General features: G+C 33.5%; 13 protein-coding genes and 3 tRNA genes. 9 read left to right on the top strand and 7 right to left on the bottom strand.

The features are described 5' to 3' along the window. The first annotated feature begins 51 nt into the window (after window positions 1-51). From AC4FQ3_RS11605 to AC4FQ3_RS11590, 4 genes are all read left to right on the top strand, one after another. Window positions 52-1323, top strand: a complete 1272-nt coding sequence (locus tag AC4FQ3_RS11605; protein ID WP_491181954.1) for a fasciclin domain-containing protein — start codon at window positions 52-54, stop codon at window positions 1321-1323. An 88-nt stretch (window positions 1324-1411) separates the two neighbouring features. Next, window positions 1412-2647 carry a glycoside hydrolase family 27 protein gene (locus AC4FQ3_RS11600; protein ID WP_491181953.1) on the top strand — a complete coding sequence of 412 codons (1236 nt, stop codon included), beginning with the start codon at window positions 1412-1414 and terminating at the stop codon, window positions 2645-2647. A gap of 10 nt (window positions 2648-2657) precedes the next feature. Beyond that, window positions 2658-3623 (top strand): glycoside hydrolase family 5 protein, encoded by a 966-nt coding sequence (locus tag AC4FQ3_RS11595; protein ID WP_491181952.1) that lies wholly within the window; start codon window positions 2658-2660, stop codon window positions 3621-3623. Window positions 3624-4203: 580 nt separating this feature from the next. Then, the gene (locus AC4FQ3_RS11590; protein ID WP_042565261.1) at window positions 4204-5298 is read left to right on the top strand and encodes an outer membrane beta-barrel protein; all 1095 of its coding nucleotides are present in this window, start codon (window positions 4204-4206) and stop codon (window positions 5296-5298) included. A 403-nt stretch (window positions 5299-5701) separates the two neighbouring features. Here AC4FQ3_RS11590 and AC4FQ3_RS11585 read toward each other — a convergent pair whose 3' ends face one another. The 5 genes from AC4FQ3_RS11585 to AC4FQ3_RS11565 all read right to left on the bottom strand — a co-directional run bounded on the left by AC4FQ3_RS11585 (window position 5702) and on the right by AC4FQ3_RS11565 (window position 11289). Then, on the bottom strand, window positions 5702-6607 hold the full coding sequence (locus tag AC4FQ3_RS11585; RefSeq protein WP_042564690.1) for an N-acetylmuramoyl-L-alanine amidase: 906 nt from the start codon (window positions 6605-6607) through the stop codon (window positions 5702-5704). A gap of 35 nt (window positions 6608-6642) precedes the next feature. Continuing rightward, the gene (locus AC4FQ3_RS11580) at window positions 6643-7185 is read right to left on the bottom strand and encodes a hypothetical protein (protein WP_042564689.1); all 543 of its coding nucleotides are present in this window, start codon (window positions 7183-7185) and stop codon (window positions 6643-6645) included. Between the two features lie 39 nt (window positions 7186-7224). Further along, the gene (gene rimO, locus AC4FQ3_RS11575) at window positions 7225-8538 is read right to left on the bottom strand and encodes a 30S ribosomal protein S12 methylthiotransferase RimO (RefSeq protein ID WP_042564688.1); all 1314 of its coding nucleotides are present in this window, start codon (window positions 8536-8538) and stop codon (window positions 7225-7227) included. Between the two features lie 186 nt (window positions 8539-8724). Continuing rightward, window positions 8725-10227 carry an OmpP1/FadL family transporter gene (locus AC4FQ3_RS11570; RefSeq protein WP_491181951.1) on the bottom strand — a complete coding sequence of 501 codons (1503 nt, stop codon included), beginning with the start codon at window positions 10225-10227 and terminating at the stop codon, window positions 8725-8727. Window positions 10228-10272: 45 nt separating this feature from the next. Further along, the gene (locus AC4FQ3_RS11565) at window positions 10273-11289 is read right to left on the bottom strand and encodes a hypothetical protein (protein ID WP_491181950.1); all 1017 of its coding nucleotides are present in this window, start codon (window positions 11287-11289) and stop codon (window positions 10273-10275) included. 101 nt (window positions 11290-11390) lie between these two features. Between AC4FQ3_RS11565 and proS the strand changes: the two genes are divergently transcribed. The 5 genes from proS (at window position 11391) to rpsT (ending at window position 13658) form a co-directional block, all read left to right on the top strand. Beyond that, complete coding sequence (proS, locus tag AC4FQ3_RS11560; protein ID WP_491181949.1) at window positions 11391-12869, top strand: proline--tRNA ligase; 1479 nt, start codon at window positions 11391-11393, stop codon at window positions 12867-12869. Between the two features lie 77 nt (window positions 12870-12946). Further along, window positions 12947-13018 (top strand) — tRNA-Glu (locus AC4FQ3_RS11555). A 47-nt stretch (window positions 13019-13065) separates the two neighbouring features. Beyond that, window positions 13066-13137: transfer RNA gene (locus tag AC4FQ3_RS11550), tRNA-Glu, on the top strand. 42 nt (window positions 13138-13179) lie between these two features. Then, window positions 13180-13251, top strand: a tRNA-Glu gene (locus tag AC4FQ3_RS11545). Between the two features lie 155 nt (window positions 13252-13406). Further along, the gene (rpsT, locus tag AC4FQ3_RS11540; protein ID WP_041517133.1) at window positions 13407-13658 is read left to right on the top strand and encodes a 30S ribosomal protein S20; all 252 of its coding nucleotides are present in this window, start codon (window positions 13407-13409) and stop codon (window positions 13656-13658) included. Between the two features lie 156 nt (window positions 13659-13814). Here the strand turns inward: rpsT and AC4FQ3_RS11535 are convergent, their stop codons facing one another. Further along, complete coding sequence (locus AC4FQ3_RS11535) at window positions 13815-14225, bottom strand: response regulator (RefSeq protein ID WP_042564684.1); 411 nt, start codon at window positions 14223-14225, stop codon at window positions 13815-13817. Between the two features lie 5 nt (window positions 14226-14230). Continuing rightward, window positions 14231-15943, bottom strand: coding sequence for a PAS domain-containing sensor histidine kinase (locus tag AC4FQ3_RS11530; RefSeq protein WP_073395381.1), 1713 nt, complete (start codon window positions 15941-15943; stop codon window positions 14231-14233). Window positions 15944-16013: the final 70 nt, after the last annotated feature.

The raw sequence follows: 16013 nt of genomic DNA, 5'->3' as shown, positions 1-16013 counted from the left end.
TTTATTGAATTGGAATCTTTTAGAAAGTGATTTAATATCAAAAATAAACTTATGAAAATAATATATAAAATTAAGCAAATTGCAATGTGTTTGTGTTTGGTTGCCATGGCGGCTTCATGCGACGATTCACTGCCGGATGTTGGTGGCGCAGAGCAGAATTATAATTCGGTTTACGGCTTACTTAAAGCAAATACGAATCTAAGTCTTTATTATAAAGCAATTGGATTAACAAAATTAGAGACAACATTAGATACTGCAGATAGTTTTACCTTTTTTGTGCCAACAGATGCCGCATTTGAAGCATTTCTTGTAAAAAACGGTTATGTAAATACACTTGGTTATCCTGATATTAATCTCGTTCCTGTCGATGTTTTAAAACAAATCGTTTTAAGTCATGTTGTAAAAGGAGTCAAAAAACGAGTAGGAAAGTTAACAGGAGTTGAGGCAGATTATCTGGAAACCGGCCAATTAACAACATTGGCAAACCTCGCAAATTCAGATTTATACTTACTTGATGTAAAAGTTGAAGAAGGTGTTCTAAAAGTTAATGGTTCTGATAAAGCAGCAGTTGGTCTGGATTATTATGGAACAAATGGATTTGTACATGTTCTGGATAATGTCATTTCATTAATTCCTCCATCACCATCAATTACAAGTGTTTCGCAGGCTTTTGCTTCTCCTGGTGATGTTTTAATACTTAATGGAGCCAATTTTGTAAATGTAACTTCAGTGAAATTTGGAGAAGAAGAGGCTACATTCAAAACAGTTTCAAACTCAAAAATTGAGGTTACTGTTCCTGCTGATTTCGGATCTTATGCACTTATAAAGGTACAAACTGCTTTTGGTACCTCAAATACGGCCACTGTTGGAGTTAAATTTTTACTTTACGGAGATGATTTTTCAGGATCTGCAACACCAGAATCTTCTGGAGGCTGGGGAGGAGCTTCTGATTTTCAAAGTACAGTAAAAGTAAGCAGAGGAACGTATGCAATTGAAAAATATGCCGATGCATGGAGTGGTTTTAATATTGGATTCAATGCGTTAAATATAGCTGACTATGGTTACTTGAAAATTTCTGTTTATCCAACCCAAAGTACTAAAATCTTAGTTTCATTAAATTCTGATTTTGCCGATGAGTTTGGGACAACCGTTACATTAACAGCCGGACAATGGAATAATATTTCTATTCCGTTCTCTGACTTGAAAACAGATAAAGTTGGCGCAACTTTTAATACGCTTTTTATTAAAGAATACTCCAACGGAATTACGGTAGATCCGGGAAATCCAAGCATTCTTTATTTTGATGATATAGGATTTTTATAAGATTATATATTTTGAGTTTTGTTTTAAGTATTCCCTAATCTACTCAATTAGGGAATACTTTTTTTATAGTATATTTTTAAATTCACTTATGATGAAAAGAATAATTTTAATATTCCTATTAAGTATTTCATTTTTAGGCTTTAGCCAAGGGAATACACATACACAATCTGGAGTAAAATTTGAAGGTTTGGCCATGACTCCGCCAATGGGTTGGAATTCCTGGAATACTTTTGCAACCAATATTGATGAAAAACTGGTAAAAGAAACTGCTGATATAATGGTTTCTTCGGGAATGGCTGCTGCAGGTTATAATTATATTGTACTTGATGATGGCTGGATGACCAAAGAACGCGATGCTAACGGAGATTTGGTTCCAGATCCTGTAAAGTTTCCTAACGGAATGAAAGCTGTAATCGATTATGTTCACGGCAAAGGTTTAAAGTTTGGATTATACAATTGTGCAGGAACTCAAACCTGTGCCGGTTATCCCGGAACACGTGGATACGAATATCAGGATGCCCGTTTTTACGCTAAATTAGGGATCGATTTTCTGAAATACGATTGGTGTAATACAAAAGGAATTACCGCGCCAGAAGCATACACAACAATGAGCAATGCGCTTAAAACTGCCGGAAGACCAATTGTTTTCAGTCTTTGCGAATGGGGAGACAATCGGCCTTGGGAATGGGGAAAACCAGTTGGAAATCTCTGGAGAATCTCAGGTGATATATATCCTTGTTTTGATTGTGAATTCAAACATCCGGAAAATTGGTCATCCTGGGGATTTATGAAAATCGTCGAAATGCGAAAAGACATTCGTAAATATTCCGGTCCCGACCATTGGAACGATTTTGACATGATGGAAGTTGGCAACGAAATGAATGATACCGAAGATAAATCGCATTTTTCAATGTGGTGTATGATGGCGTCGCCTCTTGTTGCGGGAAACGATTTCAGAAAAATGTCAAAAGAAACATTGGCAATTTTGACTAATAAAGAATTAATAGCTGTCGATCAGGATAAATTAGGGATTCAGGGATTTAAATATTCTGCTGAAGATGGATTAGAAGTTTGGGTTAAACCTTTATCGGATGGAAATTGGGCTGTAACTTTCTTAAACAGAAGCGATGTTGCTAAAAAGATCAATTTCGATTGGAAAAAACATATTATTAAGGATGCAGATTTTGGTTATGAAGCCGATTTTAGCAAGACAGTTTTTAAATTAAAAGATCTTTGGAAAAATAAAGAAGTTGGAAATACAAAGAAAAACTTCGTTTCAGATCTGGCACCTCACGATGTAATTACACTGAGATTAATTCCGTAAATCAATTATAATGAAATCAAAAACTAAATTTTTTACTTTTATTTTCTTGTTGATTTTTTGTTTTTCAAATGCACAATTTGTAAAAAAGCATGGTCAGCTTAGTGTTTCCGGAACACAGTTGGTCGATAAAAATAATAATCCGATTGTACTTCGAGGAATGAGTTTTGGTTGGCATAGCATGTGGCCAAGATTTTATAATGAAAAAGCAGTCGCGTGGCTTAAAAAAGATTTTAACTGCAATGTTGTTCGTGCCGCAATGGGTATAGAATTAGGGCAAATGTCTTATATGAAAGAGCCACAATTTTCAAAAGAAAAAATTGAAGCGGTTATTAAGGGAGCAATAAAATCAGATATATATGTAATTATTGACTGGCATAGTCATAATGTTAATTTAAAAGAAGCCAAAGAATTCTTTGCAGAAATGTCTAAAAAATATGCGAAATACCCTAATGTAATTTATGAGATTTTTAATGAGCCCGATCAAGAAACCTGGCCGGAAATTAAGGTATACGCCGAAGAAGTAATTAAAGTTATTAGAGAAAATGATCCTAACAATATAATTTTGATTGGCTCGCCGCATTGGGATCAGGATGTTAATCTTCCGGCAGCAGATCCTATAAAAGGATACAATAATTTAATGTACACTATGCATTTTTATGCAGCTACGCACGGAAAAGAATTACGGGAAAAAACGGATGAAGCTATAAAAAGTGGATTGCCTATTTTCGTTTCAGAATCTGCAGGAATGGAGGCGACCGGCGATGGACCGTTAAATTATCAGGCATGGCAGGAATATATGGATTGGATGGAAGAACGTAAACTAAGCTGGATAACATGGTCTGTATCTGATAAAGATGAAACTTGTTCTATCCTGAATAAATCAGCGAAGTCTGAAGGAAAATGGAAAAAAGAAGATTTAAAAGAATCCGGAATTAAAGTTCGCGAGTATTTAAGAAGATACAATTCGCAAGAATAGTTTCTGTATATTATTTTATAATTAAAGCCTGTTCATTTTTGAGCAGGCTTTTTTGTTTATAAATAACATTCATAAAGCATTTTTTGGAGTTTAAGGCTGAATTTATTTTGTAAGAATTTTGAATTAAAAAAAATAACCGATAAAGCTTCGGTTTCAGGGGGTGTTGTTTTTCTTTTATTTTAATTAAAAACAACACACCCCCTATTTTTTATGGGGTATAATAGTTTTTGTTTCTTTTTGTAGATGTTTTTTGGTTGTTTATGGCTTCAATTTTGTTGTTGACCATGTTTTTTTAATGGATTTTTACGAAAAACCGTTATTGAATTTTCAAAAATAAATCTTTATAAATGTCAAATCACGATTATTGTTAAAATAATTTTTGTAATCCATAATTCTTTATCTAAAACGTCAAAAAAACAGATATCAATTCTTTTACTCATACAAAAGTTAATAAATTCGCTAATGAAAATGAAGAGGTTTTAAAGGGGAAAAAGAGGTTTTAGAAGTGGCTTATAGTATTACATACATATATAAAGATTTAACTAACCAGAATCAATTATTAACTAAAACCAATTTAAAAATGAAAAAAGCTTTTCACATTTTAGCCGCGATGTTAACTAGTTCTTTTGCTTTTGCACAAGACGAAACTGAAACAGCTACATCACCTGCAACGACCTGGGGAGGATCTGCAGATGCATATTATAAGTATGATTTTTCAAAACAAATGAATGGATTAACGAGCTTTACCAACTCACAAGATTCATTCGAATTAGGAATGGCTTCTGTTGAAGCATCACACACATTTGGTAAAGCTTCTGTTTTCGTCGATTTAGGTTTCGGAAAAAGAGCAGGAGAGTTTTCATATAATGAAACAACAGATAAAGATATTAACGCAAAATTTTTAATTAAACAATTATATTTTACATATCAGATTACAGAAGAATTTAAAGTAGTAGCCGGTAGTTTTGGTACACATATAGGTTATGAAGTATTAGATGCAGTCGATAATAAAAACTATAGCATGTCTTATGCATTTTCATATGGGCCATTCTTTAATACTGGGGTAAAAGCACAATATACCGCAGGAAAATTTACGGCAATGCTTGGAATAACAAATCCAACTGATTTTAAATCAGCAATGGATGCCGGTTCAAGCCAAAAAACATATATAGGACAATTGGGTTATATAGGAGAAACAGGAAGTGCTTATTTGAATTTTACAACAGGCAGTACTAACCCTACGCCGGGAAGTTTAGTTGTACCATCTGATGAAAATAAAACTCAGTTTGATTTAACCGCTTCAAAAACAATAAGTGATAGTTTTGGTCTTGGGTTTAATGCAACGTATGCCAAAACTAAAAATGATTTTGACAGTACTTTAGACGGAGAATGGTTTTCGTTAGTAGGATATGCTAATTATTCATTTAAACCATCTTTGCTTTTAGCATATAGAATAGAATATTTTGATGCTAAAGATGCTGCTCCAAGTTTAGGAACATTAACAGGAACTAGCGTTTTTGCAAATACAGTTTCATTGAATTATAAAGTTGGAAAACTAACAATAATTCCTGAGTTAAGATATGATGCATCATCAGAAGATATCTTTTTAGATAAAGATGCTTTACCAACAGGAGGCTCTTTCTATGCATTAATTGCTACAACATACTCTTTCTAGAGATAAAGATTGATATTTTTTTTTTTTTTTGGAGCTGTCGAAACATACTAATGTTTTGGCAGCTTTTTTATTTGTGCTTATTTTTTTTGCACAAATTAAAAGATGAGAAAGAGGCTGTTCATTGTGTTGAATTTTTTGTCACGGATTAAAAGATTAAAAAGATTCTCTTATTTGTGTTGAGCTTTTTTGCCAAGATTCGAACGATAGAGAACTAGAGAAGCAATTTCCCTATTTTTTTTCTAATTTCTAATTAAGCTAAGCGGATAATAAAAAAATAATCTGTGACAAAATTTCCACATTTTAAATTCGTGAAAATTAGTGTAATTCGTGGCGAAAACTTCTGTAAACACAAAAAGCGTTTCTAAATTTAGAAACGCCTTTTGTGTTTTATAATAATGATGTATTATTGAAGTTGCTTTTTATAAATCGAATAAATCGTATCAATCGTTTTTCGATCTAAAACAGATGTTGCATCCGTTTGAATATAATGTAGTTTAAACGCTTGAATTGCTGCAGTAAGATTCTTAGTGTTATAACCGATGATGCGCAAAGCAGGTTCAATTTTAAAATCAAAAGGAGCTTCTTCTAAAATTTCGTCTGGCCAGATTCCAAAACCTTTTTCTGCTAAGGTTTTCCATGGAAACAACGCACTTGGATCTTGTTTTCTTCCGGGAGCAATATCAGCATGACCTAAAATATTTTGAGTTGGAATATTGTAATCTTTTTTAAGTTTTGTCAAAAGCGCAACTAAACTGCTTATTTGTGCTTCGGTAAAAGGTTTAAAACCATTATTGTCAAGCTCAATACCAATAGAACTAGAGTTTAAATCTGTATTTTTCCCCCAAGTTGATGCACCAGCATGCCATGCTCTTAAATAATCATTTAGCATTTGCACTACTTTTCCATTTTCAGAAATAATATAATGTGCGCTAACCTGTGTTTTAGTTTTCGTAAAAGTGTTTATAGTTTGCTGTACAGAATCTTGAGCTGTGTGATGAATAATAATAAAACTCGGTTTTCTTAAATTAAAATTTACAGTACCAATCCATTCTGTGTTTATACCATTCAATAAAGCAGTTGACCCCGTTTTTGATAAGGTATCTTTTATGATACCTAATTGCTGTGCATAAGTAGTGTCAATAACTACAGGGCTAACAGCAGGTATTGGCTGAGCTTCTTTGCTTGTAATTTGATTTTCTAAAGTTTTAAGCTGTTGATCGTAGGCTTTTTCAGTAGTTTTATAAGGATTTGTAGAGCAAGAAGTAATAATAATTGCTAAAATCAGATAACAAAAATGTTTTTTTGCCATGGTTTTATTATTTTTTAAAGATATAGTTAAAACAATTATTCTTCTGTTTTTATTGCCTCTGTTTCTTTTTTATCGTCTTTGTTTTCTTTAGAATCTTTTTTCTTTTTAGATTTTGTTTTTTTGATCTCCTTAAAGTTCTCCATAAAATCGGTGTATTTTGGAATCTGGTCAGGATTTAAAAAAGCAGTTATTTTTTTAGTAGTGCTTTCTCTCAACGCTTTCATTTGCTCAATTTTTTCATCTTGGCTGCTGCTTTCGTTTTTCAAAAGAACCCCTTGTTCTTTCATGCTGTCTGTCAAAACATTGGTGATAGCAATAGCTTGCAATTCATCAAGGTTAACTTCGGGTTTCATTTGTTCTACGATCTTGGCTGCTGTTTCTTCAGCCGGAACTTCTTTTGGTTTGCTTGTGTTTCCTTGAGGACCTTGCATCATGCTTCTGTCCATGCCCATTCCGCCGCCTCTTCCGTAGCCATTGCTGCCATAACCATTGTTATACCCGTTTCCGTATTGAGCAGAAATAGTGTTGAAACATAATAAGGCGAAAACTAAAAGAAATAAAGATTGGATAGATTTCATAAATGTTTTTTCTAAAATTAGCAAATGAATACTGTAAATTTAAGCAGGTTCTCCGTATAAATCAAATTCTGTAGCTTCAATTATCCTTATATTAACAAATTCACCTGTTTTTACATAATGTTTTGATGCATCTATTAAAACTTCATTATCAACATCCGGGCTGTCAAACTCTGTTCTTCCAACAAAATGTGCGCCTTCTTTTCTGTCAATAATACATTTAAATACCTGTCCAACTTTTTCCTGATTCAAATCCCATGAAATTTGCGATTGTAATTCCATAATTTCATTGGCTCTGGCTTGTTTCACATCGGCAGGAACATCATCTTCAAGTAAATAGGCATGAGTGTTTTCTTCGTGAGAATAAGCAAAACATCCCATTCTGTCAAACTTCATTTCCTGAACAAAATCTTTCAAAATTTCAAAATCTTCCTGAGTTTCTCCAGGATATCCAACAATCAAAGTAGTTCTAATTGCCATTCCCGGAACTGCAGCACGAAAATCTTTCAATAATTGAGTTGTTTTTGCCTGTGTTGTACCACGACGCATCGATTTTAAGATAGAATCAGAAATATGCTGTAACGGAATATCAATATAATTACAAATTTTTGGTTCACGTTTCATTAATTCCAAAACGTCCATCGGGAAACCGGTAGGGTAGGCGTAGTGCAAACGAATCCATTCTATACCTTCTACTTTTGCTAATTCTTCTAAAAGCTCAGCAAGATTTCTCTTTTTATAAATATCAAGGCCATAATAAGTTAAGTCCTGCGCTATTAAAATTAATTCTTTAACGCCATTTTTAGCTAAGCCTTGAGCTTCTTTGACTAATTTTTCAATTGGTTGAGAAACGTGAGTACCTCTCATTAAAGGAATTGCACAAAAACTGCATGGTCTGTCACAGCCTTCGGCAATTTTCAAATAAGCGTAATTTTTAGGAGTTGTAGTTAAACGTTCTCCTAATAGTTCATGTTTATAGTCAGCTCCCAAAGCTTTCAATAGTTGAGGTAATTCTGTTGTACCAAAATATTGATCTACATTCGGAATTTCTTTTTCTAAATCGGGTCTGTAACGTTCAGATAAACATCCGGTTACGAAAACTTTATCAACTAAGCCTTTGTCTTTTTTATCAGCGTATTCCAAAATCATATTTACTGATTCAGCTTTTGCATTATCAATAAATCCACAAGTGTTAATTACAATGATATTTCCTTCTTCTGCAGCTGGTGCCTCGTGTTGTACTTCTTTTCCATTCGCACGAAGCTGTCCCATAAGCACTTCGCTATCATATACATTCTTCGAACACCCAAGAGTGATTACGTTAATTTTGTTCTTTTTTAAAGACTTGGTTCTCATACTTTTATAAATTGGAGTGCAAAATTACACTTTTTTATTCAAACACCACTTGTTTCGGTTTGTTTTACATGTTTTTTATGAAGCTAATCGTTTCAAAATTCTGGGTTCAATCTTTTTTCGTATTAAAAAAAAATCCGTCAGATAAAAAAACCTGACGGAAATTTCCATTCATCTATTTATTTTTAATTACAATTCAAATAATAAAGTCAGAGAAACATTATTCAGTTTCGATGTAATGTTTGGAGCGTCAGTAAGTCCTCTGTCAAAAATTCCCTGATTCGATTTTCTTTCTAAATAAGAATATGCTAAATCTACTTTTGTTCCTCCAAAATTATATCCTAAACCTCCAGAATAACTGTTTAAATCCCCAATCGTAGTTCCGTTTTTATACGGACTGCCTTCAAAACGATAACCGCCACGTAGGCTTAGTCGGTTTATTTTATATTCAGCACCAACTCTTAGTTCTCCATTGCTGGTCAGTTGATTGCTCATGTCGTTATTAACTCCTCTGAAACCTGCATCACTTGTAGGTTTGTATTTTGTATTACCATAATCTTTTATAGAATAATCAATGCTAATTAATCCTGATTTTCCAAATACATATGCTCCACTAAAAGTAAATTTACCTGGAGTTTGCAAAGTATAAGGTTCATATACATTTATAATATTTGGATTTACATCTGCAAAAAGTTCAGGACCATTTGCAGCTTGTCTGGTTGTGTAAACACTTTGTGAAACTTCATCATATAATTCATACCAAGTGTTTGATTCGTATGCTAATCCTAGTCTGAAAGCTTCTGTAACTTTGGCAATTGCTCCTAATTGAAAAGAGAAGCCATTACCATAAGTATATAATTCATTGTTAAATCTTAAATCAGAAATCGTTTCTTGCGAAGTAAGATTGTTGTTGTTGTATTCATAAAAGCTGCTTGATCTTCTATAATCTGTAATGTGTACATTTAAGTTCGCTCCCAGAAAAATACGATCTTTGTATGAAGTTGCAATATTAAAGCTTAATTTACTATTGTATCCCCTGGCGTAAATTTCATTTTCCTGATAGTAATTACCTCCGGTAGGGACGTTAGAGTTATATTGTGTGTTGCTATTATTATCAATGGCAGGATTTATTATAAAACCATTATAACCCAAATAAGCCTGCTGCTCATCATAAAATTGATCTCTGTAAGGTATATTTTTAATGTCACCCAAAGGAATTCCGTTAGCATAAGCTAAAAAATAATTTGCTACAGAATTTGGATTACTTCCAACAGAGAAGGTATTGCTGTCAAAATTATTGGTATTTTCATAAGTTGCTCCAATTACAACTTTATTCCATCCATTATTCGGGTTTCTGTCTTTGAAAACAAAAATACCACCAGCCTGATTCAGGATGAACGAATTGTCTTTGTTTTGAGTTTGGTTTCCATCAAGATAACTAGAATTATTAGCAAGATTTTGATTGCTTAATGTTAAACCAACCTGATTGTTGTTGAATACAGCAGATCCTGCAGGGTTTACAGAAAGAGAAGATAAATCTCCGCCAACAGCTCCAAAAGCTCCGCTCATGGCTCTAAATCTGGCAGTTCCGGTCAAATTGTCCTGAGCATAGCGTACGGCATCTGAAACTTCTTGAGAATGTGAGACGCTAAAAGTTAGTCCTGATAGAATTAGGAATAATATTTTTTTCATTTGATTAGGTGTTAAAATGATTTAAAGATTGAAACAGTAGAGGAATTATCTTCTTCCTCCACCGCCACCGCCGTAAGATCTTCCACCGCCGCCACCGCCGCCTGATGATCTCATGCTTCCGCCGCCGCCACTGTTATAAGAACGTGAAGAACTGCTGCTTGGTGTTGAATAACTTCTTGATGAGTTATTGCCGCTGTTGTTATAGCTTCTGCTAGTTGAGTTGCTTGATCCTCTATTTGAATAATCGTAACTACTATTTCTGGAAGAGTTGTTTCTGTTTGTAAAAGTAGGGCTTGTCGTTCTACTATTTACAGAAGAACCTCTTCTGTAATCAGAATAGCTGTTTTGTCTGTTTGTGTTGTAACTATTTCTGTTAGTAGTATAGCTTCTGTTTGAATAGCCTCTATTTGAATAATTTCTGTCTGTGTAGCTTCTGTTAGAATATCCTCTTGAAGTGTAATTTCTGTTATAAGCATAATTTCTTCCGCCATAGTAAGCTGCAGATCCTCTTCTTCCATAGTTATAGGCGTAGTTGTTATAACGGTATCCGTAACCACCTCCCCAGTATCCAGGGTATCCCCATCCAGGTCCCCAGTATCCAGGATAACCCCAGGCGTATCCAGGGTATCCCCAGTAGCCACCACCATAACCCCATCCATAATAAGGGTATCCTAATCCAAAGCCAAAACCTATTGACCAGGTTGGATCAGAATAATAGTTAACGGCAACTTCAGTATTACCGCTTCCCCATGCAGGATATGCATTCGTGGTTACAGCAGTTTGTGTGCTGTCATTTTCGGCATAATTGCCATAAGAATCTACATCAGTAAAAATTTCGGTCGGCTGATCGTCGTCTTGTAATGATTTAAAGTATTCTTTATATTGATTGTTGGTACCTGTGGTATTTGTTTGAGCATACGTTCTTGATGAACCACCATATACTCCGTCATTGTCATTATATGAAGTATTTTGGTAAGAACCACACGATGCTGCTAGAAAACTCAATAATCCAATTAAATAGAAATGAGCTGAGTTTTGGCGAAGAGAAATAGAAGTTTTCATATCTGTGGTGTTTTTTATTGTTGCACATTACAAAAATAGTTAGTTTTGTCAAACTATTTAGTTAAAATTATTAAAACAAAATTTGTGCCAAACTATTCAATATGAGTAAGAACCTCACTACAAGATCAGAAGATTATTCGAAATGGTATAACGAACTGGTTGTAAAAGCAGATTTAGCCGAAAATTCAGGCGTTAGAGGATGTATGGTTATCAAACCATACGGATATGCGATTTGGGAAAAAATGCAGGCTGAGCTGGACAGGATGTTTAAAGAAACAGGACATCAAAACGCGTACTTCCCTTTATTTGTGCCTAAAAGCATGTTTGAGGCTGAAGAAAAAAATGCAGAGGGATTTGCAAAAGAATGCGCCATTGTAACACATTATAGATTAAAAAACGATCCGGACAAACCCGGAAAATTAATGGTTGATCCAAATGCAAAGCTGGAGGAAGAACTTATTGTTCGTCCAACGAGTGAGGCAATTATTTGGTCTACTTATAAAGGATGGGTTCAATCCTACAGAGATTTACCTTTATTGATTAATCAATGGGCAAATGTAGTGCGTTGGGAAATGCGTACACGTTTGTTTTTAAGAACGGCTGAATTTTTATGGCAGGAAGGACATACAGCGCATGCCACAAAAGCAGAAGCGGTAGAAGAATCTGAAAAAATGATGAATGTTTATGCTGATTTTGCAGAGAATTTTATGGCGATTCCGGTTGTAAAAGGTATTAAAACCGAAACAGAACGTTTTGCAGGTGCTGATGAAACCTATTGTATTGAAGCATTAATGCAGGATGGAAAAGCATTGCAAGCGGGAACCTCTCACTTTTTAGGTCAAAACTTCGCAAAAGCATTTGATGTAAAGTTTGCTAATGCAGAAGGAAAACAAGAACATGTTTGGGGGACTTCCTGGGGAGTTTCTACCCGATTAATGGGAGCGTTGGTTATGACGCATTCTGATGATCAGGGATTAGTGTTGCCTCCAAATTTGGCACCTATACAAGTTGTTATTGTGCCAATCTATAAAACAGATGAACAATTAGCAGAAATTACGGCTGCGGTTAATGATTTGACTGCTAAGTTGAAAAAGTTAAAGATTTCAGTTAAATATGATGACAGAACAACTCAAAAACCAGGATTTAAGTTTGCTGAATGGGAATTAAAAGGAGTTCCTGTTAGAATTGCTGTTGGTCCAAAAGATTTAGAAAACGGAACTTTTGAGGTTGCGAGACGTGATACATTGACAAAAGAAGTGGTTCCTGCAGAAGGAATCGTTACTTATATAAATGACCTTTTAGAACAGATTCAAAACGATTTATTTAATAAAGCATTAGATTATCGTAATACACATATTACAGAAGTAAATAGTTTTGAGGAGTTTAAAGAGGTTTTAGATGGAAAAGGTGGTTTTGTATCTGCTCATTGGGATGGTACGGCAGCTACTGAAGAAAAAATAAAAGACCTGACAAAAGCAACGATTCGTTGTATACCTTTGGATAGTATCGAGGAGGCCGGAACCTGTGTGTTTACTGGTAATCCTTCTACAAGAAGAGTGCTGTTTGCTAAGGCATATTAAAAAAAATTAATTTTTTTTGCATCAGGTATTGTACATCTTAAAAATAGTTGTATTTTTGCATCCGCATTAGAGAAGCAGGCCCGTTCGTCTATCGGTTAGGACGCATGGTTTTCATCCATGTAAGAGCGGTTCGATTCCGCTACGGGCTACTACTTTTTTACTGCAAAATTGTTCTTAAAATACTGAGCATTAAAATGGCCCGTTCGTCTATCGGTTAGGACGCATGGTTTTCATCCATGTAAGAGCGGTTCGATTCCGCTACGGGCTACAAAATACCTCTATTTAAATATAGAAAAACTTAGAAGGATATGGTCTGTTCGTCTAGGGGTTAGGACTCCAGGCTTTCGTCCTGGTAACAGGGGTTCGATTCCCTTACAGACTACTAAAATTAGTTGTGAATAAGTTTTGTAAAATAAAAATTGGTGTCTCGGTTTTTGTTTTATTAGTTAAAACCAAAGTGATTGTTTTGCAATTGTGGGAGGTTTTTCTTTTTTAACTAGTATCTATAATAATTATTACATCTAAAATTAAAACAAAATGGCAAATCATAAGTCAGCATTAAAAAGAATCAGAAGTAACGAAAAAAGAAGAGTTCTTAACAGATATCAACATAAAACTACTCGTAATGCTATTAAAGCATTAAGATTAGCTACTGATAAATCTGATGCTGCTTCAAAATTATCAACTGTAATCTCTATGATTGATAAATTAGCTAAAAAGAACATCATTCATGATAATAAAGCTTCTAACTTGAAGTCTAAATTAACTAAACATGTTGCTAAATTGTAATTAATTACAATTTCCTAAAAATATAAAAATCCTCTTTTAGAGGATTTTTTTTTGTTTGAACAAAATTGAATTTTTATAAATTTTCAAAAAAAAATTCAAGTTCCAATATTTCTGTAGAAGTATTTGATTTTTTTTTTGATTTTTGATTATACGTTTTTAAAGCTCCATTTTCTTTTTTAAATATTCTAACATCGGCTTTGTAATTGGTTTTGAAAGAAAATCTATTATTATAGGGTATTTTTTGGCTTTGGCAAGATCGTGAGGATCAATTGTAGAAGACAAGACAATAACTTTTGCAGTATTAAATTCAGAATAAGCCTTAGAGGTAAAATGGTCTAAAAATTCCCAGCCACCCATCACCGGCATATTTAAGTCTAAAAAAATTAATTCCGGTTTTTTGCTTACCTTGTTTTTGTTATTGTATTTTAATGTGTTGAAATGATGTAATGCTTCTTCGCCATTTGGAGCAGTAATGATTTCTTTAGAAAAAGAAGATTTCGCAATCACTTTTTTGCATAGCATTAGTGTGATAGGGTCGTCATCAATACATAAAATTTGCTCAAGCATAATAATTAATTTTTAAATGTTATTGTAAAAGTAGTTCCTATGTTAACTTCACTTTCTATACTAATAGTGCCTCCCATTGTTTCTACTTGCGATTTTACAAGATATAATCCCAATCCTTTGCTGTCAGGATAGTTGTGAAATCTTTGGTATAATCCAAAAACTTTATCACGATTTCTTTCAAGATCAATACCAATTCCATTATCCTTAAAGGTTAGAATGACTTGATGATCTATTTGTTCTGCAGTTATAGATATTTTTAGTTTCCTGTTTTCTGATTTGTATTTTATAGAATTGGTGAGTAAATTAAGTAAAATACTTTCAATATAAGCTTTGTTTGTGTTTAATAATGGTACCCTGTCAAACTTAAGTTTGATTATTGGCTTATGTAATTCGATTTGAAATGATAGTTGGCTAAATACGTTTTCGAACACTTCTTTTAGAGAGACTTCTTCTTTTTGCATTGAAGGATTGTCTTTAATGATAATAACCTTTACTAAATCATTAATAGTCTCATTTAATAAGTGAGTTGATTTGCTAAATCCGGTCAAAATTTCTTTTAATTCAGGGTTTTCTATCGGAATATCTTCGGTAAGATTTAAAAGCCCAATTAAATTTGACAAAGGCGCACGCAGGTTGTGTGATGTGATGTACGAAAATTGTTTTAAATCTTTATTGTTTTGTGTTAATTCGCGAATAAGATGCTCTTTTTCTGTTTCTAGTTTTTTCTCATCTGTAATATTTCGTTGAATCGAAATCCAATGTGAAATAACACCTTCATTATTAAAAATCGGAATCATGGAAAAACGCACCCAATATTCTTCTTTATGTTTTGTGTAGCTTATGGTTTCTATTAAACATTCTTCTTCATTTTTAATAGCTCGCAAAAGTTTTTTTAATTCATCTGAATCTGAATTTGGGCCTTTGTTGAAAATATTAGTTGATTTTCCAATTATTTCATTTGAATGATAGCCTGACATTTGCAGGAATGCAGGATTTACATAAACAATTTTGGGTATTTTTCCGTTTATAGAGTTCGCTTCTGTAATTAAAATCGAATCTTTAGATTGTGTAATTACAGTTTCGAGAAGCTTCAATCGTTGCTCTTCTTCTTTTTGTTTGGTAATATCCTGGATTGCTCCAATCATTCTAATGGCTCTCCCGTTTTCGTCTTTCAGTAAAAAGCCACGGTCTAAAACGTATTTATAGGTTCCGTCTGCACATCTAAAGCGATATTGATCCTGCCATTTTTCGGTTTTTTGCTCTATAAATGAATATAGTTTTATAGACATTCTGATGCTGTCTTCGGGATGAATTTTGTCAAACCACCATTTTGAAGTTTTTCCAACCTCTTCTTGCTTGTACCCAAAAACGCTTTCAATTCCTTTATTCCAGTTAATGCTGTCTTCCTGTATTTTCCAATCCCAAATGGTATCGCTTGTGGCTTTTGCTACAATATCATATTTTTCATTCGATTCTTTGATTTCTTCGTTTGTCTGTTTTAATTTTTCAAAAATTGAGACATTTTTGCTTTCGTTTTTAGAGAGTATGTATTTGAAAACGAGACCGGTAATTAAGATGAAAATAATGTCTTTTATAATAAAAAAATAAAAGTTTTCTTTGGAGGAGATAAAACTAGCGAGTAATTTATGACAGATTATAGTCACAAATAACGAAATCATAATATAGATTAGAGTAATTTGGATAGTTTTACTTTTCATTACTCAAATATAATTAAATTAACCATAATTAAGCAAAAATTAGATTTCATTTTGACCTTAAAATTAACAT

It is taken from the genome of Flavobacterium sp. AK-345 (genome assembly GCF_058310175.1).
The sequence above is the reverse complement of the archived record's forward strand: the minus strand, read 5'-3'. Positions and strand labels throughout refer to the sequence as shown.